A 23,380-nucleotide genomic window follows, 5' to 3' on the forward strand; every position below is an offset into this window, starting at 1 on the left:
GCGCACACCTCCCTTAATCCTCACGAACATCGCGCCCATCTCATCGATAACGCGCTCTGTTCAACACTTTCATCCCAACTTAGCCATGCTCAGCAAAAACCGCCCCATTTCATACTTTGGGAACCTGATCCCATATAGTGGTTTTATGACTCAGCACAACACCACCACGAACACCACCACCGTGGATGCCGAAGAGCGCTCGGCACGCATCGCCGTCTTCGCTTTCCCGGCGTTCATCCTGGCCGGCTCCGCCCTGGCCTTCTTCTCCCCCGGCACCTTTACCCCGCTGGCTCCGCACGTCTCCACGATGATCGCCATCATCATGCTGTGCATGGGGCTCACGCTGACCCTGCCGGACTTCAAGGAGATTCTGCGTCGCCCCTGGCCGATCTTCGTCGGCGTGATCGCCCAGTTCGTCATCATGCCGCTGGGCGCGGTCGCGGTCGCCAAGCTGCTGGGGCTCAACCCGATGCTCGCCATCGGCCTGCTGATGCTGGGCTCCGTGCCCGGCGGCACGACCTCCAACGTGGTCGCCTACCTCGCGAAGGGCGACGTCGCCCTCTCCGTCGCTATGACTTCCGTGTCGACGATCCTGTCCCCCATCGCTACCCCGATCATCATGCTGCTGCTCGCCGGTGAGGAGACCCCAGTCGACGGCGCGAACATGGCCTGGTCCCTGGTTCAGACTGTGCTTCTGCCCGTCGTCGGTGGCCTGGTCATCCGCGTGATCTTCGACCGCTTCGTCACCGCGCTGCTGCCGATCCTGCCATGGCTGTCCATCATCGCCATCGGTGGTGTGGTCTTCCCCGCCGTCGCGAAGTCCTCCGACACCCTGGCCAAGGTCGGCCTGCTCACCCTCATCGCGGTGATCCTGCACAACGCCATCGGATACGCCCTGGGCTTCCTGGCGGCCAAGGTCTTCGGCTACTCCCAGGCCGTCGCCCGAACCACCTCCATCGAGGTCGCCACCCAGTCCGCAGGCCTGTCCTCCGCGATGGCGGGCAAGTACTGGAGCCCCGAGGCCGCCATCCCAGGCGCGATCGCCGCGGTCTGGCACAACATCTCCGGTGCGATCTTCGCCTTCCTGGCACGCCGCATCGACGCCAAGCGCGCGGCTCAGCCCGCAACCCAAGAAACCAAGCAGGCTAACCCTGAGGAGGCCCCGACCCCGGTCGCAGACTAAGGCTCACTAAAGCCCGCTCCCCGTTTCGCGCGTGAGCCTGTGCGCCCACGCGCTGAACCTTGGGCAGCTGAAATACACAACGACCCGGCAACGCCAAACTGGCGGCCGGGTCGTCGTCCTAAAGGAAGGAAGTTAGTCCTCGCCCCCGGTGGACAGGGCAGCGACGAAGGCCTCCTGCGGCACCGAGACGGTACCAATGTTCTTCATGCGCTTCTTACCTTCCTTCTGCTTCTCCAGCAGCTTGCGCTTACGCGAGATGTCACCGCCGTAGCACTTCGCGAGGACGTCCTTGCGCAGCGCGCGGATGTTCTCACGCGCGATGATCTTTGAGCCGATGGCAGCCTGGATCGGCACCTCGAACTGCTGGCGTGGAATCAGATCCTTGAGCTTCACGGCCATCTTGTTGCCGTAGTAGTGAGCATTCTCGCGGTGCACGATCGCGCTGAACGCATCCACCGGCTCGCCCTGCAGCAGGATATCCACCTTCACCAGGTCCGCCTGCTCCTCGCCGGCCTCCTCATAGTTCAGAGAGGCATAGCCCTTGGTGCGGGACTTCAAGGAATCGAAGAAGTCGAAGATGATCTCGCCCAGCGGGATGCGGTAGCGCAGCTCCACGCGGTCCTGCGAGAGGAAGTCCATGTTCTTCATCTGGCCACGCTTGGACTGGCACAGCTCCATGGTCCCGCCCAGGAAGGTCTCCGGCACGATGATCGTCATATCCACCATCGGCTCGTAGACCGCCTGCATCTTGCCGCCCGGCCAGTCGGACGGGTTGCGCACGAAGGTCTCGGTGCCGTCCTCCTGGATTACGCGGTAGACCACGGACGGGGCGGTGGAGATCAGATCCAGGCCGAACTCCCGCTCCAGGCGGGTGCGGGTGATCTCCATGTGCAGCAGGCCCAGGAAGCCGCAGCGGAAACCGAAGCCCAGGGCGACGGAAGTTTCCGGCTCGAAGCTCAGGGAGGCGTCGTTGAGCTGCAGCTTCTCGATGGCCTCGCGCAGCTCCGGGTACTGGTCCGCGGAGATCGGGAACAGACCCGAGTAGACCATCGGCTTCGGCTCGGCGTAGCCCTGCAACGGCTCGGTCGCGCCGTTGTGAGCCAGGGTGACGGTATCGCCGACCTTGGACTGACGGACGTCCTTCACACCGGTGATGAGGTAGCCCACCTCGCCCATGCTGAGGCCCTTGGTCTTCGTCGGTCCCGGGGAGACGACGCCGATCTCGAGGGTGTCGTGCTCCGTCCCGGTGGACATCATCTTGTTCTTCTCGCGGTCGTTGAGGCGACCGTCCATCATGCGGATGTAGGTCACCACGCCGCGGTAGGTGTCGTAAACCGAGTCGAAGATCAGCGCGCGGGCCGGGGCATCCGGGTCGCCCACCGGGTGCGGGACGAGCTCGCAGACCCGGTCCAGCAGCTCCGGCACGCCCTCGCCCGTCTTGCCCGAGACGCGCAGGACCTCCTCCGGCTCGCAGCCGATGATGTTCGCCAGCTCCTGGGAGTACTTCTCCGGATCGGCCGCCGGGAGGTCGATCTTGTTCAAGACCGGAATGATCTCCAGGTCCTTATCCATCGCGAGGTAGAGGTTCGCCAGGGTCTGGGCCTCAATACCCTGGGCCGCATCGACCAACAGGATCGCGCCCTCACAGGCCTCGAGGGCGCGGGAGACCTCGTAGGTGAAGTCCACGTGGCCCGGGGTGTCGATGAGCTGGAGGACCAGCTGCTCGCCCTCGTGCTCACCGGACTTCGGCACCCACGGGATGCGCACGTTCTGCGCCTTAATGGTGATGCCGCGCTCCCGCTCCAGCTCCATGTTGTCCAGGTAGCGGTCGCGCATATCGCGGTGCTCGATGACGCCGGAGAGGTCGAGGATGCGGTCCGCCAGCGTCGACTTCCCGTGGTCGATGTGAGCGATGATGCAGAAGTTTCGGATCCGCTCGGGCTCCGTAAACGTCTCGATGGCGTAGTTCTTCTGCTTGGCGCTCATGCCGTACTCCTCGACTCTCCTTCAAGCCACTTCTCCCCAGCACCGTGCGGGGGTAAATCGCTATCCAAACACTACTATGTTCCGCGGATTGTGCACTATCGTCGCGCCTCGTTCCGCACGCCCCGCCTACCGGGCGCGATAAGATCAGCGCTATGCCCCTTTTCGACAGGACGCCACCGCAACCGAAGCAGCAGGATCGGCCCGGCCGGATCACCCGGCTGCTCAACCGGCACTTCCGGCACTACGGGAACCTGGCCGAGGGGCTCGAGCTATTGAACTCCGAGCTGGGGCTCACGGAATCCGCGAGCGTGCGCTACGTGCCGCCCGAGCCCACCGTGAAGACACCCACGCACGTGCATGCGCGCGCCACGATCTACGCGCCAGACATGGACGGTCAGGCGGACCCCGGTGAGGTGGTGTGGGCGGACATCCGCCCCAACCGTGGGGCCGAGATCCAACGACGCGCCGTCCTCATCGTCGGACGTAACCACCACACGCTGCTGACCCTGCTGATCTCGTCGAACGAAGAGCACCGCAACCACGACAACTGGACCGCGATCGGGCCAGGCGCGTGGGATATGAACCGCAGCGAAAGCTGGGTGCGCCTCGACAAGATCCTCGAGATTCCGGAGTCACAGATCCTGCGGCGCGGACTGCACATGCCGGAACGCCGTTACGACCGCATCGCCCAGCGGCTCCGCGAGGACTACGGCTGGCACTAGGCCGGTTAGGCTTCGCGTCACGCAGCTGCTAAAATCCGTCGAGTTCCCCATGGCGGATTCGGGCCACCGGCCGCACGGCGCAGGACCTTGGGCATCGTGTGAGAGAACGTCGTTGGACACACTCGGCCACCATGGTTTTCACGAACACTGATTTTTAAGGAAGAGGTAGCCAGCACATGGCAAACATCAAGCAGACCAAGAAGCGCGTTCTCACCAACGAGATCGCACGTCAGCGCAACAAGGCAGTCCGCTCCCGTCTGCGCACCGAGTCCCGCAAGTTCCACGCACTCGTGGAGGCCGACGACAAGGACGCAGCCGAGAAGCAGATGCGCGTTGCTGCTCGTCTGTACGACAAGGCCGTCACCAAGGGCGTTCTGCACCGCAACAACGCGGCGAACAAGAAGTCCCGCATGGCCGCACACCTGAACGGCATGAAGTAAAGTACGCCGTTTCAGGGGGATCGCGCAGCGCGGGGATTTCTCCGCCGCGGGGTTCCACTAGAGTACGAAGGGATCGGTTCTCCGGTCCCTTTTTGCTTTCCTGCGAAACCGCAATTTCGCACTCCTCTTTTGAGAATCCAAGGAGCCACAAGTTCTATGAAGGAACGCTTCCGTTCGGCACTGTTCGGCACCGCGTTGGGGGACGCATGGGGCTTTCCTTATAACGCCGAGCCCCAGTCGGACAGCACCCCGCTGCCGGATCAGCTGAAGATCAGCGACGACACGCAGATGACGCTGGCGCTGACCGCCGCGATGCGGGCAATCGACGAGGGCGACATGGACCGCGACGAGGGCATGGAGACCATCGCCAACCAGTTCATCGCGTACCGCCGGGACCCGGACTACCAGCGCTACCCGGGCGCGTCGAACACCGAGTCCCTGGACCGCCTGCTAGAACACGGCCCCAAGGAGTGGGACAAGGTATCCACCCACTCCCCTGGTTCGGGCGCGGTGCTGCGCTCCTCGGCCTCCGCGTTCCTCGGTCAGGGCGGCACCGGCGTGGGCTGGAGCGTGCTGCAGACGACGCTGACCCACGACTCCTGCCCGGCACGTGCGGCGGCAGCGGTCGTGGCCTGCGCGCTGCTCGCGGATCCTGGTTCTGACCTGCTCGACGTGGCCTCCGGGCTGGCGGGCGACCGGCACTTCGATGAGGACACGATCCTCACCGACCAGGAGAAGTCGGACATCATCGAGGACCTGGAGAACGCGCTGATCACGGACCTGCCGGGCCCGGATGTGCCGCTCATCGAGCTGGTCAACCGAGTGATCGAGGTGCGCAAGGTGATCAGCCCCATGCTGGCCAACGGCGACTTCGAGGAGCTCTACCGCGATGCCCACAAGTTCCTGAAGATCCTGGGGCGTGGCTGGGGCGCGGGCTCCGCGACGGCCTCCGCGCTGCTGCTGGCGCAGCTTTACCTGGACAACGCCGAGCGCTACGCCCCGCAGGACTTCCTGCACGTCGCCGTGAGCTGGGAGGGCAACCGCAACTCCCGCGCGGCGCTCACGGGCGCGCTGATCGGCGCGCACCTGGCGGACACCCGCTGGGAGGCGACCCGCGATTACGACTTCGGGTCCCGCTACGACCAGGCGATCCACTCCGGGGTCTGGGCAGGCTTCGGCGCTTAGTTTCCTCGCGTCGCGGGCGGCTCGCTCCCCTGGGGAGCGGGCGACACACCATGGGCCGCTGGATGGGGTTGGCGGGGGCTAGGGCCAGAGCGCTAGCGGCGGGCGATGAGCCCCGCGAGCTGTCGCACCATGTCCTCCACCGCATACTCCGGGGCGGGCAGCTGCCCCTTCACCCCAGCATCCAGCTGCGCGACCAGCTGCACACCCCGGGACACCGCCGCCGGGGGCCATTGCCTGGCCACCCGCAGCGTCTTCTCCAGCTTCCAGGGCGCCATACCGAAGGCCGACGCGTCCCTGCGTGGGTCGATCCGTCCGGCACCGGCCACGCGCGCCACGTCTCGCATCGCGGTGGACAGCGCCGAGGCGATGAGAACCAGTGGCACGCCCAGCTGGATCGCCCGGCGCGCTGCGGCCACCGCCTCCCCCTGCCTGCCGGCCAGCACCAGGTCCGCGATATCGAAGCCGGTGACCTCCGCCTGCCCTTGGTAGTAGCGCTGCACCGCATCGGGGGTGACGTTCGCATCGGTGTCGGCGACCAGCTGGCTCACCGCACTCGCCAGCTCGCGCAGATCGGAGCCCACCGAGTCGAGCATGCGGTCCACGACCTCGGGGCTCACGCTCACCCCATAGGAGCGGAACTCCTGCTCCACGAAGGACCGCCGCTCCCGGGGCCGGAGCGGCTCTGCCGGGAAGATCCGCACGCCGAGCTTCTGCCACTCGTTGACCAGCCGCTTATTGCGGCCCTTCCCGCTGTGCAGCAGGATCAGCACCACGCCATCAGCCGGGGTTTCGATGGCGGACTTCAGCAGCGCCACCGTCTCCTTCCCGCAGTCCGCAACCCCGGAGATCACCACGATCCGGTCCTCTGCGAACAGCGAGGGGCTCAGCAACTCGATGAGCTGCGGCTCGCTCAAGTTGGTGGCCTTGTGCAGCTCCACGGGTAGCTCTGGGTTGCCCGCGTTCTTGCGAGCCGCGTGGACGATGGCGAAGCATTGCCGCTCGGCGAGGAATTCCTCCGCGCCCACGATCATGTTGACCGCGGAGATCGCCGGGGGTTTCTTGCTCGCCTGTTTGCCACGTGCCATGCCCAAAATCATGCCAGATCATCGCGGCCCACCGGAAACAACCAGCCCCTTCGGTGTGAGCAGCCCCGCCCCATCGGCGCAGGGATAGTGCACGGGAACCCCACCCGGCGTCTGGCTCGGCCGCCCATGGCTGCGCCTCCCCTTGCCCTCGGCGGGCCCTGCACAGTCCAGCACGACGATGAGCGCTGCCTCCCAGACGCTGAGGGCCTGCGCGTCGCTGCTCACCGTCACCACCTTCGGCTCTCCGGCCGCGGCCTGTTCCCCTTCCTTTTCGACGACGCCACCCGCTTGCAGTGTGAGCTTTCCCCGCGGCGTCTGGCAGGGCTGGCGCGTGCCGGTGGGATAGCGAAGCTCCCAGCCGCTTGTTTCGCCGTCCCGACCGCAGACCGCTACCGTCCAGTGTGGCTCGGCACCGAGGTCGCTGCCCCAACCCGGCGCGGGTGCCGCTGCCTCATAGGGCCCGAGCTGCCAGGTGCCGATGCGTACGAGGAGCATCGCGCAGGCGAAGAGCGCGGGGATGGTCTGCCACCACAGCACGCCCATGGCTGCGAGGATCATCGTCCCGAGCATCGCTGCCCAAGCCAGCGCCCACCCGGGGCCGCCAGGGGTGTGCAGCACCCAGGTGCGCGAGCAACGCTCGGCCACGGCGTGGATCCACCACGCCGCCGGGGCCGCAGGGACGAGCAGCCAGGCGGCCAGTCCCGCAGGTATACCGAGGAGCAAGGCAGCGCTGCCGACGAGGCAGGCAGCGAGCGCCAGCACCATCAGTGGGGCGACCGCCCACCCCACCGCAAGGTTGGCGGGCACCGCCGCGGGCGAGACGATGCCCGTCATCATGACGATCGCCGGCTGCGTCGCCACATCGGCGACGAAGGAGACCGCAAGAGCGCGCAGGATCATCCCCTCGACCACCCGTGGCTCGCGAGCCCAGCGGCGCTGGGTGAACCGGCCCCAACCCACGATGAGCCAGTGGCCAATCCGGGGTCCGGCAGTCACGATCGCCACGGTCGCCAGCACCGAGAGCAGCAGGCCGTACTCCACCGCCATGCCGGGGCGGATCAGCACCAGAACCAGGACCGCCCCGCCGAGGGCTGCCAGCGAGTCACTCCAACGGGAGCTCAACACCGCCACCGCCCCGACGATTCCCATGAACCCGGCGCGCAGGATGCTCGGCAGCGGACCCACCACTATCGCGAAGGCCACGAGGGCGCCCATGACGATGACCCACCTGCCCCGCCGGGACACCCCGCACGCGGTGGCGGCGATGGTCACCGCGCTGATGAGCACGGCGACGTGCAGCCCGGAGACGGCGGTCAGGTGGGAAAGTCCGCTGACGATATAGTGCTGCCGAATGTCCTGGGGCATCTGTGAGATATCCCCGATGAGCATGCCGGGGATCAACGCCTCCGCACCGGAAAACCAGGCATGGTTGGCTAACGTCGCTATCGGTCCGGCGCTGGCCAGCTCGTTGATGTTCCGGCGCAGCCGTGCGGAGATCCCCATGAGGCCCCGTGGTTCTGCCGTGATGGTGGGCTCCCTGGTCGCGGATAGTCTGGCGGGCACCAGCCCAGGGCGTTCATCGGCCCGCACCGTCGCCGCGAGCTCGAGGGTGGTGCCGGGCTGAGCATTAAGCAGCTCCGGGCTTCGGTGGCGGTCGTTAACAAACAGCGGCAGCTCTCCCAGCCCAGTGATCTGTACCGGGATCTTTAGGCTGCCGCCGTTAAGCACCCGTGCCCCACCGGCGATGGTGACCTCTCCCCGGTAGTGGCCCCGCGCCCCCTCCTCGTTTTTCTCACCTTGCCGGCCTGCCGATTCGCTGGAGTTGAGTTCACGCATCATCGGGTGATTATCCACCCGGCTGACCTGCAGCGCTGTGCCCGCTGCGGCCAGGCTGGCGATCGCCGCCGCGACCACGAGGTTCCACGCGGCCGCCCGAAGCAGCCCGCGCCAGCGCAGGTAGCTGCGCACCCATGATGAGACCAGCACCGCCGCCGCAATGACCGCAAGGCCCACCGCAGCGACCGCCACCCACGGGCCCCGAAGCAGAATCGTCGCTGCCGTCGCGGCCCACGCGGCCGCGGCGGGAAGCAGCAGCCTGAGGTCCGGGCCACGGCGGGCACGCTGCGCATCGGGCGAGCGCGGATCTCGGGCCGCCTCCGGGGGCCTACGATCCGCCACCGGTTCCACGGGCTGGTTCTGCTCACCCGCGAGGCTCCGCACGCTCACAAGCTGACCCCGTCCTTCATCGCAGCGAGTTTGCCCGGCCCGATGCCACGGACCTCCATGAGCTGCTCCACGGAGCGGAATGGCCCGTTGGCCTCCCGCCATTCGACGATCGCCTTGGCCGTCGCAGGTCCCACCCCGTCCAAGGTTTCGAGCTGCGTGGCGTCCGCGGAGTTAATGTTGACCTTCCCGCCAGCTGCACCTCCCCCGGCCCCGCTACCACCAGAGCCGCCAGCCGACGTACCATCCGCTGCACCGCCCGACGGGCCACCAGCACCAGCCGGCCCGGCCTCACCTGGCCGCAGCACATAGGAACCGTGCTGGTCCACGACGATCTGCAGTCCGTCAGAGACCTTCTCGGCCAAGTTCACGTTATTGAGATTCGCCCCAGGCAATGCCCCGCCGGCCTTATTGATCGCATCCCCCAGCCGCTGTTTTCCGGTCATCTCCAGCAGCCCCGGGGTGCGCACCTTGCCCTGCACGGAAACGACGACCGCCGCGTCGTCGTCCTGCTTCCCGTCACCCGCCGCCGCACCGGAGCCACCGCCCTGGCTGGTGGCGTCGGCTCCAGCGCCCCCATCACCGGCAGCACCGTCAGCCCCGTCCCCATCCGCCGAAAGCACCCTCTCGGCATCCTCGCTATTAATGTTCCTGCCCGCCGGGTTAATCACGTCCTTCGCCTCGTCATCTGTCCGAGTGAGCAATCCGATGCCACCCACCGCGATCACCACGGCGGCGACGATCCCCACCAGCACTTTCGCCGACGCAGCGCTCAACCAGGAGCGCTTCTCGAAGTCCACAAGCGCCGTCTCGTGCCCCGGCATCGGCTGGGTCAGCGCGGCGATCCGCTCCTGGAGCGCGCTGTGATCCTGCTTGCGTTGAAAATTGCCTCCCATGCCGCCCAGCGAATCACGGTCGCCACCCACTCCCACCGCGGCAGGAAGCAACCCCCATGCCAAAACCCCTGGAGCCTGTGGACAACCCCGGCCTGTGGATGGAGCGTGTTATTCGCAGACCATGGCCACGCCGATCGCGCCCGGACCGGTGTGGACCGCGAGCCCTTCGGAGACCTCGTAGAGCTCGACGTCGACCTCAGGCAGGGCCGGTGGCGTCGGCCCAGCCGAATCACCCCCATCGGCAGTCTCCGCCGTGGCCTCCTGCGCAGTCTTCGTCGCCTTGTCGGCTTTATCAGCCTTCTCTGCCTTCTCGGACTTCTTCGACTTCTCCGTCTTCAGGGCCCGCTCCACCAGCTCCGCCGGGAGTTCAGCCAGCCGCCCCTCGATCATCTGCTTCAGGTGATTGGCCGGTTCCACGGCCTCCGACTGCATGATCCCGACCTTCATGCGCCGGGGCTTCCGCCCTTCCTCGGCCGCGGCATCAACCTCCGCCACGACGACCTCGCTGGCCATCTCCACCAGCTTCGCCATCGCCTTGGCCTGGGTGCGGGTCTTCGCCGCCAGCTGCAGCTCCCCGTCCGCAAGCTTGAGGATCGGCTTAATCGCCAGAGCGGTGGTCAGCAGCGTGCGCGCGGTGGACAGGCGCCCACCCCGGCGAAGGCTATCGATCTTGTGCACATACAGCCACAGGGTCGCGGTGCTCAGCACCCGGTCTGCGGCATCAGCCACCTCGTCGAGGCTGCCCCCGGCGCGAGCCACCCGGGCGGCCTCCAGTGCGGCGTAGCCGAGCGTCATACCCGCCGTGTTCGTGTCCATGACGCGCACCTTGCCCTCCAACACCCCAGCGGCAGTCACGGCGTTAGACCAGGTAGAGGACAGCTCCTTGGACAGATGCAGCGCGACCACGCCTTCGTCGCCGCTGCGTTCCAGCAGGCGGGCATAGTTTGCGGTCAGCTCCAATGCGCCCAGCCCCGCGGTGGTCTTCTCTGCCCCCTGCCCCGAGGTGTAGAGATCCACCACCGTCACGCCCGCGGCGTCGGCGAGCTCGCGGGGCAGGCAGCTGGAGGAATCCGTGATCACATGAACGGTCACCGTACTGCTCCCCCTTCATCCGGGTTCTCCAGCTGCTGACCCGAATCCTGCACTCCGATGTTCCAGCCCTCCAGGTACCAACGCGGGCTGCGCCACCACTCAGACTCGGCGTCCGGCACCTCCGGGACGGTCGAACCGTCCACCGCAGGCGCGGTCTGCGGCCCATCCCCCTGCTCAGTCACCGGGAAGCGCGGGCGCGCCACCAGCTCGGCCCAGCGCGCGTTGCCGAGCCGGGCGAATACCGGGTAGTGCTCCGCCGGGACGTCCAGCAAGCGCGAGGTCAGTGCCGCGATCGACCCGCCGTGCGCCACCACCAGCACCGTGCCCTCGAAGGCATCGGAGGCCATGAGGTCGGCGATCCCAGCGGCGGTGCGCTCGGCCACATCCAGCCGGGTCTCCCCACGCGGTGGTGACCAGCGCGGATCATGGCGCCAATAGGCCCGCTGGCCGGGGTACTGCTCATCGATTTCGGTGTGCGACCCGCCCTGCCAGTCCCCCAGGTGCGTTTCCCGGAAGCGGGGGTCGACGTCGACGTCCAGCCCCCAGGCCTCGGCGACGATACTCGCCGTCTCCACCGCGCGCTCCAGGTCGGAGGCGACCACCTTCGTGACATCCCAGTCGCGGGCCACCGCGGCGACGTCGCGGGCTTGCTGCCGGCCGACCTCCGATAGCGGGGTGTCCAGCTGACCCTGCATGCGCCCCGCGGAGTTGTACTCCGTCTCTCCGTGGCGCATCAGGATGAGCCTGCGCTGGCTCGCGTTAGTGGTCATGGCGGTGTTCTTCTCGGTCGTGTTGGATTTTTGCTGGTTTTAGATCTCGTCGGCGTCGGGCTCTGGACCAGCCAGCGGCAGGTCGTCGATGGTCTGGACGTCGAGGACATCCACCTCAGCGTCCGGGGCCCAGTTGTCACCACGGTCGACCTGCTCCACGCCCTCGACCTCGATCTGCGGGACGTCGAGGAAGAGACGGTCCAGCGCGTAGTACTCGCGCTCGGCGCGGCGCTGCACGTGGACGACGACGTCGCCGTAGTCCAGCAGCACCCACAGTCCCTCGCCGCGGCCCTCGCGGCGCAGGGGCTTCGTGCCATTTTCGGCCAGGTGATCCTCGACTTCGTCAACGATGGACTGCACGTGGCGCTCGTTATCGCCGGTGACGATGACGAAGCAGTCGATAATGGCCAGGCGGTTGGAGACGTCGATGACGAGGATGTCTTCGCCCTTCTTCTCATCTGCCGCCTGGGCAGCGAGACCGGCGAGGGCGATGGATTCTGGTTGTGCGGTCAAGCGAAACCTTTCTAAAGAAGTATGCTCTGGCTCCCATGATAGCGGGGCACCCGCGAGGGTTCCGCCTGTTCCCGGCGCGTCGGGCAGCGCGGGGCGCCGTGGGTTGCTGAATGGCGCCTAATCCACGTACATGCGGTGCTTGGCGATGTACTGCACCACCCCGTCGGGGACGAGGTACCATACCGGTCGACCGCTCTTCGCGCGCTCCCGGCAGTCCGTGGAGGAGATCGCCATCGCGGGGATCTCCACCAGGCTGAGCCGCCCGGCTTCTACTTCCCGGGCCAGCGGGGAGTCCAGCATCGAGAGCTCGTAACCAGGCCGGGTCACCCCGACGAAGTTTGCCAGGTCGAACATGGATTCCCAGTCCCGCCAGGTGATGATCTGGTTCAGCGCGTCCGCGCCGGTGATGAAGAACAGCTCCGCGTCCGGGTAGATCTTGCGCATATCCGCCAGCGTGTCGACCGTGTAGGTGTTTCCCCCACGGTCGATGTCCGCCCGTGAGACCCGGAAACTCGGGTTCGCGGCCGTCGCGATGACGGTCATCAGGTAGCGGTCCTCTGCCGGGGAGACCCGCTTGCCCTTCTTCTGCCAGGGCTGCCCGGTGGGGACGAAGACGACGACGTCCAGGTCGAAGCGGTCCGCGACCTCGCTCGCGGCGACCAGGTGGCCATTGTGGATGGGGTCAAAAGTCCCACCCATGACGCCGACGCGGCGCGGCGAGTCGGGGGTCGCGGGAGCCTCCGCGGCCGGGGACGGGGTGTTAGTCATGCTGCTTAGGCTAGCGCACCGGGGTCGCGGGGCCGGTGCGCACTGTGTCGCCTAGGGACGGGTCTGGCCCTCACCAGTGAGCACCCACTTGGTGCTCGTGAGCTCCGGAAGACCCATCGGCCCGCGGGCGTGCAGCTTCTGGGTGGAAATGCCGATCTCGGCGCCGAAGCCGAACTCCTCGCCATCCGTCCAGGCGGTGGAGGTGTTCAGGGAGAGCGCGGCGGCATCCACGTGCTTCTCGAAGTAGCGCAGCACCTCGTAGTCGCGCGCGGAGATCCCCTCAGTGTGGCCGGAGCTGTAGGTGGTGATGTGCTCCACCGCGCCGCGCACCCCGTCCACGATCGCGGCGGCGATGTCGAAGCTCAAGTACTCGTCGGTCCAGTCCTCCTCGGTGGCTTCCACCACGTCCTCGGCCAGGCTATCCAGCTCGGCCTTCACGCCGTGGACGCGCACGCCGGCGGCAGCCAGTTCGGCGAAGACGCGCTTCTTGGCGTCTTCAGAGAGGGCCGCATCCAGCAGAACGGCCTCGGTCGCATTGCACACCGAGCAGCGGCGGGTCTTACCGTTGAGCAGCAGCTCGATCGCCTCGTCCAGGTCGGCGGAGGCGTCGATGTAGAAGTGGCACTTGCCCGTGCCCGTCTCGATCGCGGGAACGGTCGCGTTCAGAACAACCGCCTCGATCAGGCGCGCCCCACCGCGCGGAATGACGACGTCGACAAGGCCGCGGGCAGTGACCAGGTCCTGGACGGAGTCGTGGCTATCGCACGGCAGCAGCTGGACGATGTCGCGGGTAAGGCCCTGCTCGGCGGCGACGTCCTGCAGCAGCTCCACCAGCTTCTCGTTGGTCTGGCGGGCGGAGCGGGAGCCGCGCAGCAGCGGGACGTTGCCGGACTTGATGGCCAGGCCGAAGGCGTCGACGGTGACGTTCGGGCGGGCCTCGTAGACCATGCCCATCACGCCGAGCGGGGTGCGGACCTGCTTGAGGTCGATGCCGTTCGGGCGGGTGTGGCCGCGGACGACCTCTCCCACCGGGTCCGGCAGGCCGACGATCTGGCGCAGCCCGCCGGCGATGCCTTCGATGCGGCCGGCGTCCAGGGCGAGACGGTCGATCAGAGCCTCGTCGAAACCGGCCTCGCGGCCCGCGGCGACGTCCTTGGCATTGGCCTCGAGGATCGCGTCAGTGTTGGCGATCAGCGCCTCGGCGGCGGCGAGCAGTAGGTCATTCTTCTGCTGGGTGGTGAGCACGACCCGGCTGGCCTGCTTCGCCTTGGCGGCCTTCTCGAGCACTTCTTCGCGCTCGGCTTGACGCTGTGGGGAAAGGTTATCGTTCTTTTCGCTCATCATGCCTCTTCATACTAGGGAAAATTTGGGGTTGCCTCTGGTGGGGCTCCGGAATCGCGTGACTAAATAAGCAGCTGCTGGCGGCGGGGCGGCTGGCGGTTGGCGTAATAAGAGAGGTAATCGGTGTGAATCACGGGGCGCTGCGCGTCGCCCGGAAGCTCCGAGGTGTGGCGCCCCAGCATCGGAACCAGGTCGGTGGCGTCGTAGTTGACCTCGCCGCGACCGAAGATCTTTCCGTCGCTGTCCACGAGGTCCACGATGTCGCCACGGTGGAAGTCACCCATGACCTGGGTGACACCGACTGCGAGGAGGGATTTGTTCCCGTCGACCACGGCCGCCTTCGCTCCGTCGTCGAGCTGCAGTGCGCCGCGGGACTCGGCGGCGTAGAGCACCCAGAACTTCCAGGCGGACAGGCGGTCCTCCTTCGGCCAGAAGCAGGTGCCCACGGAGGCGCTTTCCAGGGCGGGGGCGATGTTCTCGGTGGAAGTCAGGAGCACCGGAACGCCCGCGCGGGAGGCGAGGCGGGCCGCGGTGACCTTCGCGGCCATGCCGCCGGTGCCGAGGCGACCACCATCGCCGGCTGCGACACCTGAGAGGTCATTGCTGCTGCGCACCTCAGAAACGAACTGCGCGTCCGGCTCGTTCGGGTTGCGGTCGTAGAGACCGTCGACGTCGGAGAGCAGGACGAGGGCGTCCGCGAAGACGAGGTGGGAGACGATGGCGGCGAGGCGGTCGTTATCGCCGAAGCGCATCTCGGAGGTCGCGACCGTATCGTTTTCGTTGACGATGGGCACGGCGGAGAGCTGGCGCAGGCGGTCGATGGTGCGCTGCGCGTTGCGGGCGCGGTCGCGACGGCCGGCGTCGGCGGCGGTCAGGAGAACCTGACCAATAGTGCGGCCATAGCGGGCGAAACTCCGCCCCCACTCCTGGGCGAGCAGCACCTGGCCTACCGAGGCTGCTGCCTGCTTGGTGGCCAGGTCGCTGGGTCGCCGGCTCAGGCTAAGCGGGTCCATACCCGAGGCCACTGCACCGGAGGAGACGACGATGAGGTCCGTGTCATCCGCCATGCGAGCTTCCAGAGCATCGGCGATGGTGTCGATGCGAGCGGGGTCCACGCGGCCGGACTCGTCGGTCAGGGACGAGGATCCGATTTTCACCACCAGTCGCTTGGCATTAGCGATGCGGTGACGCACGGTGCCGGGTTCCGGCAACAGGGTGGCATCTAGCTGCTGTGTGGGCATTGAATTTTCGTTGCTCGCTGCAGACATGCCCACCAGTATGCCAAATTACTTATGAAAACCCAGGCTTTTGAGTTATCTAAACGTTATCTCACTCGGTACTCAGGGCGTCACTAGCCCTGCCAGCGTTCGGTATCCGCGACCTCGCCATCGCCGTAATCGTATTCGTCAATCAGCCCGCGTCGCGCCTGGGAGGCGCGCTTACGCTGCTCTGCGGTCACGCGGTCCGTCTGTTCCAGGCGGCGGTCCTTGCCACGGCCGTACGCCGGGGTCTGGTCCACGCCCGCCACGGTCTGCGGATCCCACTCGAAGGTGATCCCGCCGATGGTGACCTCGGAGCCGTCCACGGCACCGGCCTGCCACAGCGCCTCCTCGACGCCGGCCTTGGCCAGGCGGTCGGCGAGGAAGCCGATGGCCTCGTCGTTCTCGAAGTCGGTCTGCAGGATCCAGCGGTCGATCTTGTGCCCGGTGACGATAAACGCGCCCGGGTTCTGCTTATCCTCGTGGACCTCGAAGTCCGCGAAGCGGCCCTTGCGCTTCGGCCCCACCGATTGCGGGCGGATCACCTGCTGCGGCTCTGGGGTGTCCTCGACCTTCTTGCGGTGCTCCCGGACGATGTCCATCAGGGCAAACCGCAGCTCGTTGAGCCCGGTGCGCGCGACCGTGGAGATGCGGAAGATCGGCCAGCCGAACTTCTTCAGCTCCTCCTCCTGCAGGTCGGCCATATCCTCGGCGTCCGGGACATCCATCTTGTTCAGGATGATGACGCGGGGACGTTCCCGGAGGTCGCCCAGGCCCGCATCGGCGCTGAGCTCACTCTGGTAGCTGTCCAGCTCGTGCTCGAGCGCGCGGATGTCGTCCAGGGGGTTGCGCTCGGACTCCAGTGCCGCGGCGTCCACCACGTGCGCCAGGACGGCGGTGCGCTCAATGTGGCGCAGGAAGTCCAGGCCAAGGCCTCGGCCCTCGCTGGCTCCCGGGATGAGGCCCGGGACGTCCGCGATGGTGAAGGTATCGTGATCCACGCTGACCACGCCGAGGTTCGGCGCCAGCGTGGTGAATGGGTAGTCCGCGATCTTGGGCTTGGCTGCGGAGAGCACGGAAATCAGGGAGGACTTACCCGCCGAGGGGAAGCCCACGAGGCCGACGTCGGCCATGGACTTCAGCTCAAGAGTGATGTCCTTTTGCTCGCCGGGCTCACCGAGCAGCGCGAAGCCCGGGGCCTTGCGCGTCTTGGAGGCCAGGGAGGCGTTGCCCAGCCCACCGAAACCACCCTGGGCGACGATGACCTTCTGCCCGGGGCTGACGAGGTCGGCGAGGACCTCGCCGTCTTCGTCGATGACGACGGTTCCCGGCGGGACGTGGAGGGTCAGGTCCTTGCCGCGGGCGCCGTGCCGGTCGTCGCCGGCGCCGTTGTTGCCGCGCTCGGCGCGCACGTGCGGGGAGAAGCGGAAGTCCAGCAGGGTGTGCACCTGGGGGTCGACCTCGAGGATGATGTCCCCACCGTGGCCACCGTTGCCACCGTCCGGCCCGCCCAGAGGCATGAACTTCTCGCGGCGCACGGAGTTACAGCCATTGCCGCCATCGCCGGCTTTGAGGTGCAGAACGACCCGGTCAACGAATTGCGACATGGATGTAAGTCCTTCCTTCGATCGGATTCAAATTTTAGCGAATAATGCAAAGAAGCTCCCGCCCTCGCCCCGATGGGGCGAAACGTGCGGGAGCTTCGTGCTCGTGAGGTTTTGAAAAACCGCGGGCCTTAAGCCTCGACGGCCTCGTCCTCCACGATGTTCACCAGGCGACGGTTGCGCTTGGTGGAGAACTGGACGGCGCCAGCCTTCAGTGCGAACAGCGTGTCATCGCCGCCGCGACCAACGTTCACACCTGGGTGGAACTTGGTGCCGCGCTGCCGGATGAGAATCTCGCCCGCCTTGACCTGCTGGCCGCCGAAGCGCTTAACACCGAGACGCTTTGCCTCGGAGTCGCGACCGTTACTGGAGCTAGAAGCACCCTTCTTAGTTGCCATGAGTCTCCCTCCTCGGGAAGAAGTAAGAGCACCCGCGCACTCAGCACGGACGCGTCTCGGTTATTACTTGATGCCGGTGATTTTCAGCACGGTCAGGGCCTGACGGTGGCCCCAGCGGCGCTTGTATCCGGTCTTGTTCTTGTAGTGCATTCCGCGGATCTTCGGGCCACGAACGTGCTCGACGATCTCTGCGTTCACGGCGACGTTTTCCAGCTTGTCGCCGGAGGTCAGATCCGCGCCATCGACGACGAGAACCGGGGTGAGAGCCACGGCGGAACCTGGCTCACCCTCGATCTTCTCGACCTTGACGAGGTCACCTTCGGCAACCTTGTACTGCTTGCCGCCGGTCTTGACGATCGCGTACATGGTAGGGCTACCCCTTATAAATCTCTTCGACTCAGGCAGCTCTCGACGACGATCCCACGTGCGACGCGAGCATCCTGACTGGACAATATGCAAAATTAAGTGTGTTCATTTCGGCACAACAAGCCGCGCCCGATTAGAGGCGATGAACAACGACTGCCCAATACTACCCAGCCGGGGCCGGAAAACCAAAATCTTTTTGCAGCCCATCGCAGGTAGCGCCCGGCTCAACCACCGGGCTGTGAAGGGTGGGACTAATGTGGCGAAACCGGCACACGCCACCCCTCCCCGCCCGCGGCCGAGCACACAGAAGTGGCTGATGCACAGCCGCGGGGCAAGCGGGCAGCCGTGGTGCTAGCGCAACCGCGAGGCTAGCGTCGCGGGTTGCTGCGCACCACCCGGCGGCGCCGACCTCGCGCCCGGCCCTGGGTCTCCCCCTTCGCCGATTGCTCGGACTTGCCGGCGCTCTGGTTTTCCCGCTTCTGCTCGCCCTTGGGCTGGGCAGCCTCGGGCTGCTTGCCGAAGTCCTCCGGCTGCGGACGGCGATCCGAGACGGAGTTGCCACGCGTGCGACGGCGACGGCGTGGGGAGTTCTCGAACTCCTTCACCGCCTCCTCGTAGGTGTTGGCGCCGTATTTCCCAGCACCCCGAGTCCCAGAGCGTCGCGCCCCGGCGTTGCGGCGATCGCCTTCGGAGCCTCGCTTCTGGCCGGAAGGCTGGTCGCCCTGGCCCTTCTTGTGGGAGTTGTGCTCGCCTGCCTGGCGGGCACCTGCCTGCCGAGCGGCCGGCTTAGAGCGGACCACGCGGCGGCCACGGCGGCGCGACCCCTGGGAGCCACGCTCGGGCTTCTCCTGCTCATCCCGCTGCGCCGAGGCGCGATCCTCGCGGGAGGAAATCTTCAGCTCCGGGGCATCGGCGTTCGCCGCAGACTTGCGCTGGCCGGTGCCGCCGCGCTGCTGGCTAGGTGCCGTGCGCCGAACGATGCGGCGAACCACCCGACGCGGAGCGCGCTCCTGGCCGGCCTGGGACTCATCGCCTGATCGGCCGGCAGGCTGCTTCTTCTCCGCGGGCCCCTGCTCTGCGCGGGCGGTGGCGTCCTTGACTGCGGAGCTGGAGCGGCGCTGAACGGAACGGCGACCGCCCCGGCGCGACGTCCTCGTCTCCTGCTTCTGACCCTCGCTGCTCTCCGCAGCGGACTCAAAACCGGACTGGGAACCCTGGCGCTGCTCGCGGGAGCGACGTTCCTGCCCCTCGGAATTGCGGTGGTCCTGGGAATCCTCGCGCCCCTTGCCGTGGGAGGCACTGGACTTGGATCCCTTACCCTCGTGGCTCTTCGCCTCTTCGCGACGCTCGTCACGCTGCTCGTCACGGCCCTGGTCCCTGGAGCCCTGATTCTTGCGCTGTACCTTCGAGCCCTGCTCGTCACGGCCGCGACCATTACCGCGGGAGGAACGACGGCGCCGCTCCGGCTCCTCGTTGAAGTCCTGCTCCACCGGGTCCGGATGCACGATCACACCACGGCCGTCGCAGCACTCACAGGTGGTGGAGAAGGTCTCCAGCAGGCCCGCGCCCAGGCGCTTGCGGGTGATCTGAACCAGGCCCAGCGAGGTGACCTCACTGACCTTGTGGTGGGTGCGGTCGCGGCCCAGGTACTCGATGAGGCGGCGCAGCACCAGGTCCTGGTTCTCCTCCAGCACCATGTCGATGAAGTCGACGACGATCATGCCGCCGATGTCGCGCAGCCGCATCTGGCGCACGATCTCCTCGGCTGCCTCGAGGTTGTTCTCGGTGACCGTCTCCTCGAGGTTGCCGCCGGAGCCCACGAAGGAGCCGGTGTTGACGTCGATGACGGTCATCGCCTCGGTGTGGTCAATGACGAGGTGGCCGCCGGAGGGCAGCCACACCTTCCTGCTCAGCGCCTTGGCGAGCTGGTCATCGAGGCGGTGCGCGGCGAAGACGTCCTCGTCGGCGTGCTGCTCGGGGTGCCACTTGTGCACCCGATCCATCAGCTCCGGGGCCATGCGGCCCATGTAATCGCGGACCATGCGCCAGGACTTATCGCCCTCGACGAGCAGCTCGGAGAAGTCCTCGTTGAACAGGTCGCGGATGACCGTGATCAGCATGTTCGGCTCTTCGTAGAGCGTGACGGGCTTCGCGCCCTTGGACTTACGCTCCTTGGCCTCGGTCTTCTCGATGTTCAGCCACTGCTCGTGGAGGCGGTTGACGTCCTCCTCGATGAGCTCCTCGGCCACGTTTTCCGCGGCGGTGCGGATGATCGCCCCGCCCTGGCCCGGCACGACGCGCTGCAGAATCTCCTTCAGGCGCTTGCGCTCGGCCTCCGGCAGCTTGCGGGAGATCCCCGCGGTAGTGCCGCCCGGGAAGTACACGAGGTAGCGACCCGCGAAGCTGATGCGGTTGGTCAGGCGGGCGCCCTTGTGGCCGACCGGGTCCTTGATGACCTGGACCATCACCTGGTCGCCGGAGCGCAGCGCCTGGTCGATGCGGCGGGACTTGGAGTGCAGGTGCGGGGAGTGCCAGTTGACCTCGCTGGCGTAGAGCACGGCATTGCGGCCGGTGCCGATGTCGATGAAGGCCGCCTCCATGGAGGCCAGGACGTTCTGCACCCGGCCCAGGTAGATATTGCCGATCATCGACTGCTGGGTGTCGCTGGTGACGAAGTGCTCCACCAGCTGCCCATCTTCCACGACGCCCACCTGGGTCGTCAGACCAGTGTGGTCGTGGCGTTCGGCGTCGCGCACCATCATCTGCCGGTGCACGGACTCCCGGCGCGCGAGGAACTCAGAGCGGCTGATGGCCTTGTGGCGGCCGCGCTCGCGGTTCTCCTCACGCCAGCGGCGCTTGGATTCCAGGCGGGTGGAGCCCTTCAGGCGCACCGGCTCGTCGACGATGTCCGCTTCCCCGCGCTCGCCCGGGTGCAGCTGGTCGGCCGGGGTCTCCTCCTCGGCCGCGGGCTGAGGCTCGGCGGGGCGCTGCTCGGCCTTCTGTTCCTTCTTCTTGGGCTCAGCCTTCTTGGATTCGGCCTTCTTCGGCTGCTCCTGCTTCTCGGCCATCCCCTCGGACGAGGGCTCCGCCTTTTCCGCTGCGGTGTCCTGCTGGATGGCGCGGCTGCCCACGCGGCGCACAATTCGGCGCACGCGGCGGCGAGTAGGCCGCGGAGCCTCCTCGTTGGTCGGAGCCTGCTGCTCCGGGGTCGTGGACGCCGCTTCCTCAGCCTGAGCCTGCGGCGCCTCAGCGGACTGGTGCTGCTGTGCGCTTTCCGCCTCGGTGTTCTTGGCTTCCGCCTTCTTGCTGACCGTGGGCTTGGTCGTCTTCTTCGCGGCAGCCTTCTTGGTAGCCTTCTGCGCACTCTTTTGAGTACTCTTGCGGGAGGCCTTCTTGGGCTCAGCCTGCTTCTGCTGTTCCTGCTGCTCAGCCACCTCTGGTGTGGCGTCCTGCTCCAGGGATTCCTGCTCGGACGGCGCTTCCTTGGCCGTGGCCTTAGCCGGCGCGGCCGTGTTGGCGCTCTTCTTGGCCACAGCCTTCTTAGCCGTCGACTTCTTCACGCTCTTCTTGGCAGCGGTCTTCTTGGCTCCCGCCTTCTTGGCCCCGGCCTTGTCGGCAGCGGGCTCCGCTGGGTCCGCCCCGTCCTTCGCCGCTGGCTGCTCAGACTGGGTTAGCCCTCCCCCGCCAGCCAGACGAGAGACCACGTCGGTGGCCTCCTCATTCGACAGCGTCGAGGAAGGCACCTTACCGGTGATCCCGAACTCCCCCAGCACGTCGATGAACTCCTTGCTGGTGATCCCCAGCTCCTTGGCCACCGAGTGCACGCGCACCCTACGACCGAAGCTTTCAGTATTAATTTTTCCGGCCGATTCAATCAGCGCTGGTTCCGGCGTAAAAGCCACGTTTCTCCTTGAAAGATTTTCTCGCGCTAGCTGGCGGCGTCCTAAAGAAAAAGATCGAGAACAGCAGCGAACCTGTGGAAACGACGGCCGCTGCGCCAGCCAGGCGCCAGAGCGACACCGGGGCCGGGCGCCTCAAAAGGAGGCCTGGCGATGGAGGTGTGCTCACAAACGATGTTTAAGTGTGATGGATTAGCCCTGCCGAACCGCATCGTCGTTGTGGGTACGGGTATAAGGAAAATCCTGTCCCCCATCTTGTCATAACTTCCCCCGCCGGGAGGTAGCCAGCGTCCCGAGAGATCGTGTCTACACCGGTTGCTAACCTGATGGAATGTTCCAGATCAGCGAAAAGCAGCTTCAACGCCACTACGCGAAGCATCAACCTTCCACGGTGCTTGGTTGGGCCCTCGGCGTTGTGTGGACGCTCGTCGTCATCGCTTGTTCTGCCCTGCCAGAAGTGTGGATGGGTTTCGTGGCGATTGCTTTTCTGCTGGGGCTGATGGTCTTCGGCTATATGAAGTTCTTCAACCGGCATGGCTACCGAAGGAACGACTACGACCCGCTCAAGCCGGATGCGAAGCTGCAGCGGACCGAGTTCAGCTGGCGCGAGGTACTGCGCTTCGTTGTCCCCTACTCCGCGGCCTATGTGGCGCTGAGCATCGCACAGTCCGGGGCGCCGTGGCTGGTCGTCATTCCGGCAGCGATCGCCACCGGCCTGGGGATGGTGTGGTACTTCACCTCCGGGGCGCACCACCCAACGCATTATGCGGCGCCACCACAACTCTTCGGCGACGCAGGCAATTCTCCGCGTGAGTCTGGCCAGGTCTTTGACGGTCCGGATGCCATCGTGGCCTTCATGCATGCCGATGAGCTCGTGCCCGGCATCTATCAGCGTTTGGAAAGCGAGCTCGTGGCGGAGCTGGTCGCGCACGGGGCCCTCGAGCACGAGGTCAAGGCAGCGCTCAACGAGGCCGATGCGCACGGGCGTGTGGTGCGCATCCGCGAAATGCGACACCGCGGTAGCACCGACCAATGGCTGACGCTGACCGAGGAAGCCAGCAAGGAATATCAGGACAGCGTCCGCGCTGCGCGGGGCGTGGGAAGCCAGTAACGGCACCGCTCCCCGCAGCATAAGAAAACGTCCCGGCGAGCCCACCTGGGCTTGCCGGGACATTGTGCGTTGAGCAGTTTTTAGAGGTTCGGGAACCAGATAGCGATCTCGCGCTCAGCGGACTCCGGGGAGTCGGAGCCGTGAACGACGTTCTCGCCGACGGTCAGTGCGAAGTCGCCGCGGATGGTGCCCGGGGTGGCTGCCTCGACCGGGTGGGTGCCACCGGCCAGCTGACGCCAGGCAGCGATGGCGGACTCGCCCTCGACGATGCCCGCGACCAGCGGTGCGGAGGTGATGAAGTCCACGAGCTCGCCGAAGAACGGCTTGTCCTTGTGCTCCTCGTAGTGCTTCTCTGCGGTTGCGCGGTCTGCGGTGCGCAGATCCATCTCGACGAGCTTCAGGCCCTTGCGCTCGATGCGAGAGATGATCTCGCCGACGTGGCCATTAGCGACACCGTCCGGCTTAATGAGGATGAGAGTGCGTTCAGTCATGGTTCCTAAGGATAGCGAATTCTTAGGCCCCTCGCCCCTTAGGTTTCC

20 protein-coding genes are annotated in these 23,380 nt (G+C 66.4%); 5 read left to right on the plus strand and 15 right to left on the minus strand.

Annotated features, from left to right (window positions below; translation table 11 throughout):
* Positions 1-145: 145 nt before the first annotated feature.
* A complete protein-coding gene (locus Q1V78_RS04485) occupies positions 146-1,183 on the plus strand; it encodes a bile acid:sodium symporter family protein (protein WP_300612091.1) in 1,038 nt (345 codons plus the stop codon).
* 132 nt (positions 1,184-1,315) lie between these two features.
* Here the strand turns inward: Q1V78_RS04485 and lepA are convergent, their stop codons facing one another.
* A complete protein-coding gene (gene lepA, locus Q1V78_RS04490) occupies positions 1,316-3,169 on the minus strand; it encodes a translation elongation factor 4 (protein ID WP_300612093.1) in 1,854 nt (617 codons plus the stop codon).
* A gap of 152 nt (positions 3,170-3,321) precedes the next feature.
* On the opposite strand from lepA, the gene Q1V78_RS04495 reads away from it, so the two are divergent.
* From Q1V78_RS04495 to Q1V78_RS04505, 3 genes are all read left to right on the plus strand, one after another.
* Positions 3,322-3,891, plus strand: a complete 570-nt coding sequence (locus Q1V78_RS04495; RefSeq protein ID WP_070757614.1) for a type II toxin-antitoxin system PemK/MazF family toxin — start codon at positions 3,322-3,324, stop codon at positions 3,889-3,891.
* Positions 3,892-4,067: 176 nt separating this feature from the next.
* Positions 4,068-4,331, plus strand: coding sequence for a 30S ribosomal protein S20 (gene rpsT, locus Q1V78_RS04500; protein WP_300612097.1), 264 nt, complete (start codon positions 4,068-4,070; stop codon positions 4,329-4,331).
* Between the two features lie 156 nt (positions 4,332-4,487).
* Positions 4,488-5,516 carry an ADP-ribosylglycohydrolase family protein gene (locus Q1V78_RS04505; protein ID WP_300612099.1) on the plus strand — a complete coding sequence of 343 codons (1,029 nt, stop codon included), beginning with the start codon at positions 4,488-4,490 and terminating at the stop codon, positions 5,514-5,516.
* Between the two features lie 92 nt (positions 5,517-5,608).
* On the opposite strand, the gene holA is transcribed toward Q1V78_RS04505, so the two are convergent.
* The 13 genes from holA to Q1V78_RS04570 all read right to left on the minus strand — a co-directional run bounded on the left by holA (position 5,609) and on the right by Q1V78_RS04570 (position 21,733).
* Entirely contained in the window at positions 5,609-6,613 is a 1,005-nt protein-coding gene (holA, locus tag Q1V78_RS04510) for a DNA polymerase III subunit delta (protein ID WP_300612101.1), read from the minus strand.
* Between the two features lie 6 nt (positions 6,614-6,619).
* A complete protein-coding gene (locus tag Q1V78_RS04515; RefSeq protein WP_300612103.1) occupies positions 6,620-8,827 on the minus strand; it encodes a ComEC/Rec2 family competence protein in 2,208 nt (735 codons plus the stop codon).
* Positions 8,824-9,720, minus strand: a complete 897-nt coding sequence (locus Q1V78_RS04520; protein ID WP_300612105.1) for a ComEA family DNA-binding protein — start codon at positions 9,718-9,720, stop codon at positions 8,824-8,826. The genes Q1V78_RS04515 and Q1V78_RS04520 overlap by 4 nt, the downstream gene beginning before the upstream one ends.
* Positions 9,721-9,828: 108 nt before the next feature.
* Complete coding sequence (locus Q1V78_RS04525; RefSeq protein WP_300612107.1) at positions 9,829-10,812, minus strand: DegV family protein; 984 nt, start codon at positions 10,810-10,812, stop codon at positions 9,829-9,831.
* Positions 10,809-11,582: a histidine phosphatase family protein gene (locus tag Q1V78_RS04530; RefSeq protein ID WP_300612109.1), complete on the minus strand. Its 774-nt coding sequence runs from the start codon at positions 11,580-11,582 to the stop codon at positions 10,809-10,811. The genes Q1V78_RS04525 and Q1V78_RS04530 overlap by 4 nt, the downstream gene beginning before the upstream one ends.
* 39 nt (positions 11,583-11,621) lie before the next feature.
* Positions 11,622-12,095 (minus strand): ribosome silencing factor, encoded by a 474-nt coding sequence (gene rsfS, locus Q1V78_RS04535; RefSeq protein ID WP_300612111.1) that lies wholly within the window; start codon positions 12,093-12,095, stop codon positions 11,622-11,624.
* A 117-nt stretch (positions 12,096-12,212) separates the two neighbouring features.
* Complete coding sequence (nadD, locus tag Q1V78_RS04540) at positions 12,213-12,863, minus strand: nicotinate-nucleotide adenylyltransferase (protein ID WP_300612113.1); 651 nt, start codon at positions 12,861-12,863, stop codon at positions 12,213-12,215.
* A gap of 51 nt (positions 12,864-12,914) precedes the next feature.
* Positions 12,915-14,204 (minus strand): glutamate-5-semialdehyde dehydrogenase, encoded by a 1,290-nt coding sequence (locus tag Q1V78_RS04545; RefSeq protein ID WP_300612151.1) that lies wholly within the window; start codon positions 14,202-14,204, stop codon positions 12,915-12,917.
* 62 nt (positions 14,205-14,266) lie between these two features.
* Positions 14,267-15,445, minus strand: a complete 1,179-nt coding sequence (proB, locus tag Q1V78_RS04550) for a glutamate 5-kinase (RefSeq protein ID WP_300612153.1) — start codon at positions 15,443-15,445, stop codon at positions 14,267-14,269.
* Between the two features lie 110 nt (positions 15,446-15,555).
* Positions 15,556-17,070, minus strand: coding sequence for a GTPase ObgE (gene obgE / locus Q1V78_RS04555; RefSeq protein ID WP_300612115.1), 1,515 nt, complete (start codon positions 17,068-17,070; stop codon positions 15,556-15,558).
* Positions 17,071-17,198: 128 nt separating this feature from the next.
* Positions 17,199-17,465 (minus strand): 50S ribosomal protein L27, encoded by a 267-nt coding sequence (rpmA, locus tag Q1V78_RS04560; protein ID WP_012360615.1) that lies wholly within the window; start codon positions 17,463-17,465, stop codon positions 17,199-17,201.
* Positions 17,466-17,528: 63 nt separating this feature from the next.
* Complete coding sequence (rplU, locus tag Q1V78_RS04565; RefSeq protein ID WP_012360616.1) at positions 17,529-17,831, minus strand: 50S ribosomal protein L21; 303 nt, start codon at positions 17,829-17,831, stop codon at positions 17,529-17,531.
* A 368-nt stretch (positions 17,832-18,199) separates the two neighbouring features.
* Positions 18,200-21,733, minus strand: a complete 3,534-nt coding sequence (locus tag Q1V78_RS04570) for a translation initiation factor IF-2 N-terminal domain-containing protein (RefSeq protein ID WP_300612121.1) — start codon at positions 21,731-21,733, stop codon at positions 18,200-18,202.
* 328 nt (positions 21,734-22,061) lie between these two features.
* On the opposite strand from Q1V78_RS04570, the gene Q1V78_RS04575 reads away from it, so the two are divergent.
* Entirely contained in the window at positions 22,062-22,841 is a 780-nt protein-coding gene (locus Q1V78_RS04575) for a hypothetical protein (RefSeq protein ID WP_300612123.1), read from the plus strand.
* An 80-nt stretch (positions 22,842-22,921) separates the two neighbouring features.
* Here Q1V78_RS04575 and ndk read toward each other — a convergent pair whose 3' ends face one another.
* The gene (gene ndk, locus Q1V78_RS04580; protein ID WP_070757592.1) at positions 22,922-23,332 is read right to left on the minus strand and encodes a nucleoside-diphosphate kinase; all 411 of its coding nucleotides are present in this window, start codon (positions 23,330-23,332) and stop codon (positions 22,922-22,924) included.
* Positions 23,333-23,380: the final 48 nt, after the last annotated feature.

The sequence above is a fragment of the Corynebacterium sp. genome (assembly GCF_030152825.1).
Classification (GTDB): domain Bacteria; phylum Actinomycetota; class Actinomycetes; order Mycobacteriales; family Mycobacteriaceae; genus Corynebacterium.

What these genes read in the sequence shown, in the direction of transcription:
- Q1V78_RS04485 (WP_300612091.1), top strand. Translation starts at nt 146, where the DNA reads ATGACTCAGCACAACACCACCACGAACACCACCACCGTGGATGCCGAA.
- lepA (WP_300612093.1), bottom strand. Translation starts at nt 3,169, where the DNA reads ATGAGCGCCAAGCAGAAGAACTACGCCATCGAGACGTTTACGGAGCCC.
- Q1V78_RS04495 (WP_070757614.1), top strand. Translation starts at nt 3,322, where the DNA reads ATGCCCCTTTTCGACAGGACGCCACCGCAACCGAAGCAGCAGGATCGG.
- rpsT (WP_300612097.1), top strand. Translation starts at nt 4,068, where the DNA reads ATGGCAAACATCAAGCAGACCAAGAAGCGCGTTCTCACCAACGAGATC.
- Q1V78_RS04505 (WP_300612099.1), top strand. Translation starts at nt 4,488, where the DNA reads ATGAAGGAACGCTTCCGTTCGGCACTGTTCGGCACCGCGTTGGGGGAC.
- holA (WP_300612101.1), bottom strand. Translation starts at nt 6,613, where the DNA reads ATGATTTTGGGCATGGCACGTGGCAAACAGGCGAGCAAGAAACCCCCG.
- Q1V78_RS04520 (WP_300612105.1), bottom strand. Translation starts at nt 9,720, where the DNA reads ATGGGAGGCAATTTTCAACGCAAGCAGGATCACAGCGCGCTCCAGGAG.
- Q1V78_RS04530 (WP_300612109.1), bottom strand. Translation starts at nt 11,582, where the DNA reads ATGACCACTAACGCGAGCCAGCGCAGGCTCATCCTGATGCGCCACGGA.
- nadD (WP_300612113.1), bottom strand. Translation starts at nt 12,863, where the DNA reads ATGACTAACACCCCGTCCCCGGCCGCGGAGGCTCCCGCGACCCCCGAC.
- Q1V78_RS04545 (WP_300612151.1), bottom strand. Translation starts at nt 14,204, where the DNA reads ATGAGCGAAAAGAACGATAACCTTTCCCCACAGCGTCAAGCCGAGCGC.
- proB (WP_300612153.1), bottom strand. Translation starts at nt 15,445, where the DNA reads ATGCCCACACAGCAGCTAGATGCCACCCTGTTGCCGGAACCCGGCACC.
- obgE (WP_300612115.1), bottom strand. Translation starts at nt 17,070, where the DNA reads ATGTCGCAATTCGTTGACCGGGTCGTTCTGCACCTCAAAGCCGGCGAT.
- rpmA (WP_012360615.1), bottom strand. Translation starts at nt 17,465, where the DNA reads ATGGCAACTAAGAAGGGTGCTTCTAGCTCCAGTAACGGTCGCGACTCC.
- rplU (WP_012360616.1), bottom strand. Translation starts at nt 17,831, where the DNA reads ATGTACGCGATCGTCAAGACCGGCGGCAAGCAGTACAAGGTTGCCGAA.
- Q1V78_RS04575 (WP_300612123.1), top strand. Translation starts at nt 22,062, where the DNA reads ATGTTCCAGATCAGCGAAAAGCAGCTTCAACGCCACTACGCGAAGCAT.
- ndk (WP_070757592.1), bottom strand. Translation starts at nt 23,332, where the DNA reads ATGACTGAACGCACTCTCATCCTCATTAAGCCGGACGGTGTCGCTAAT.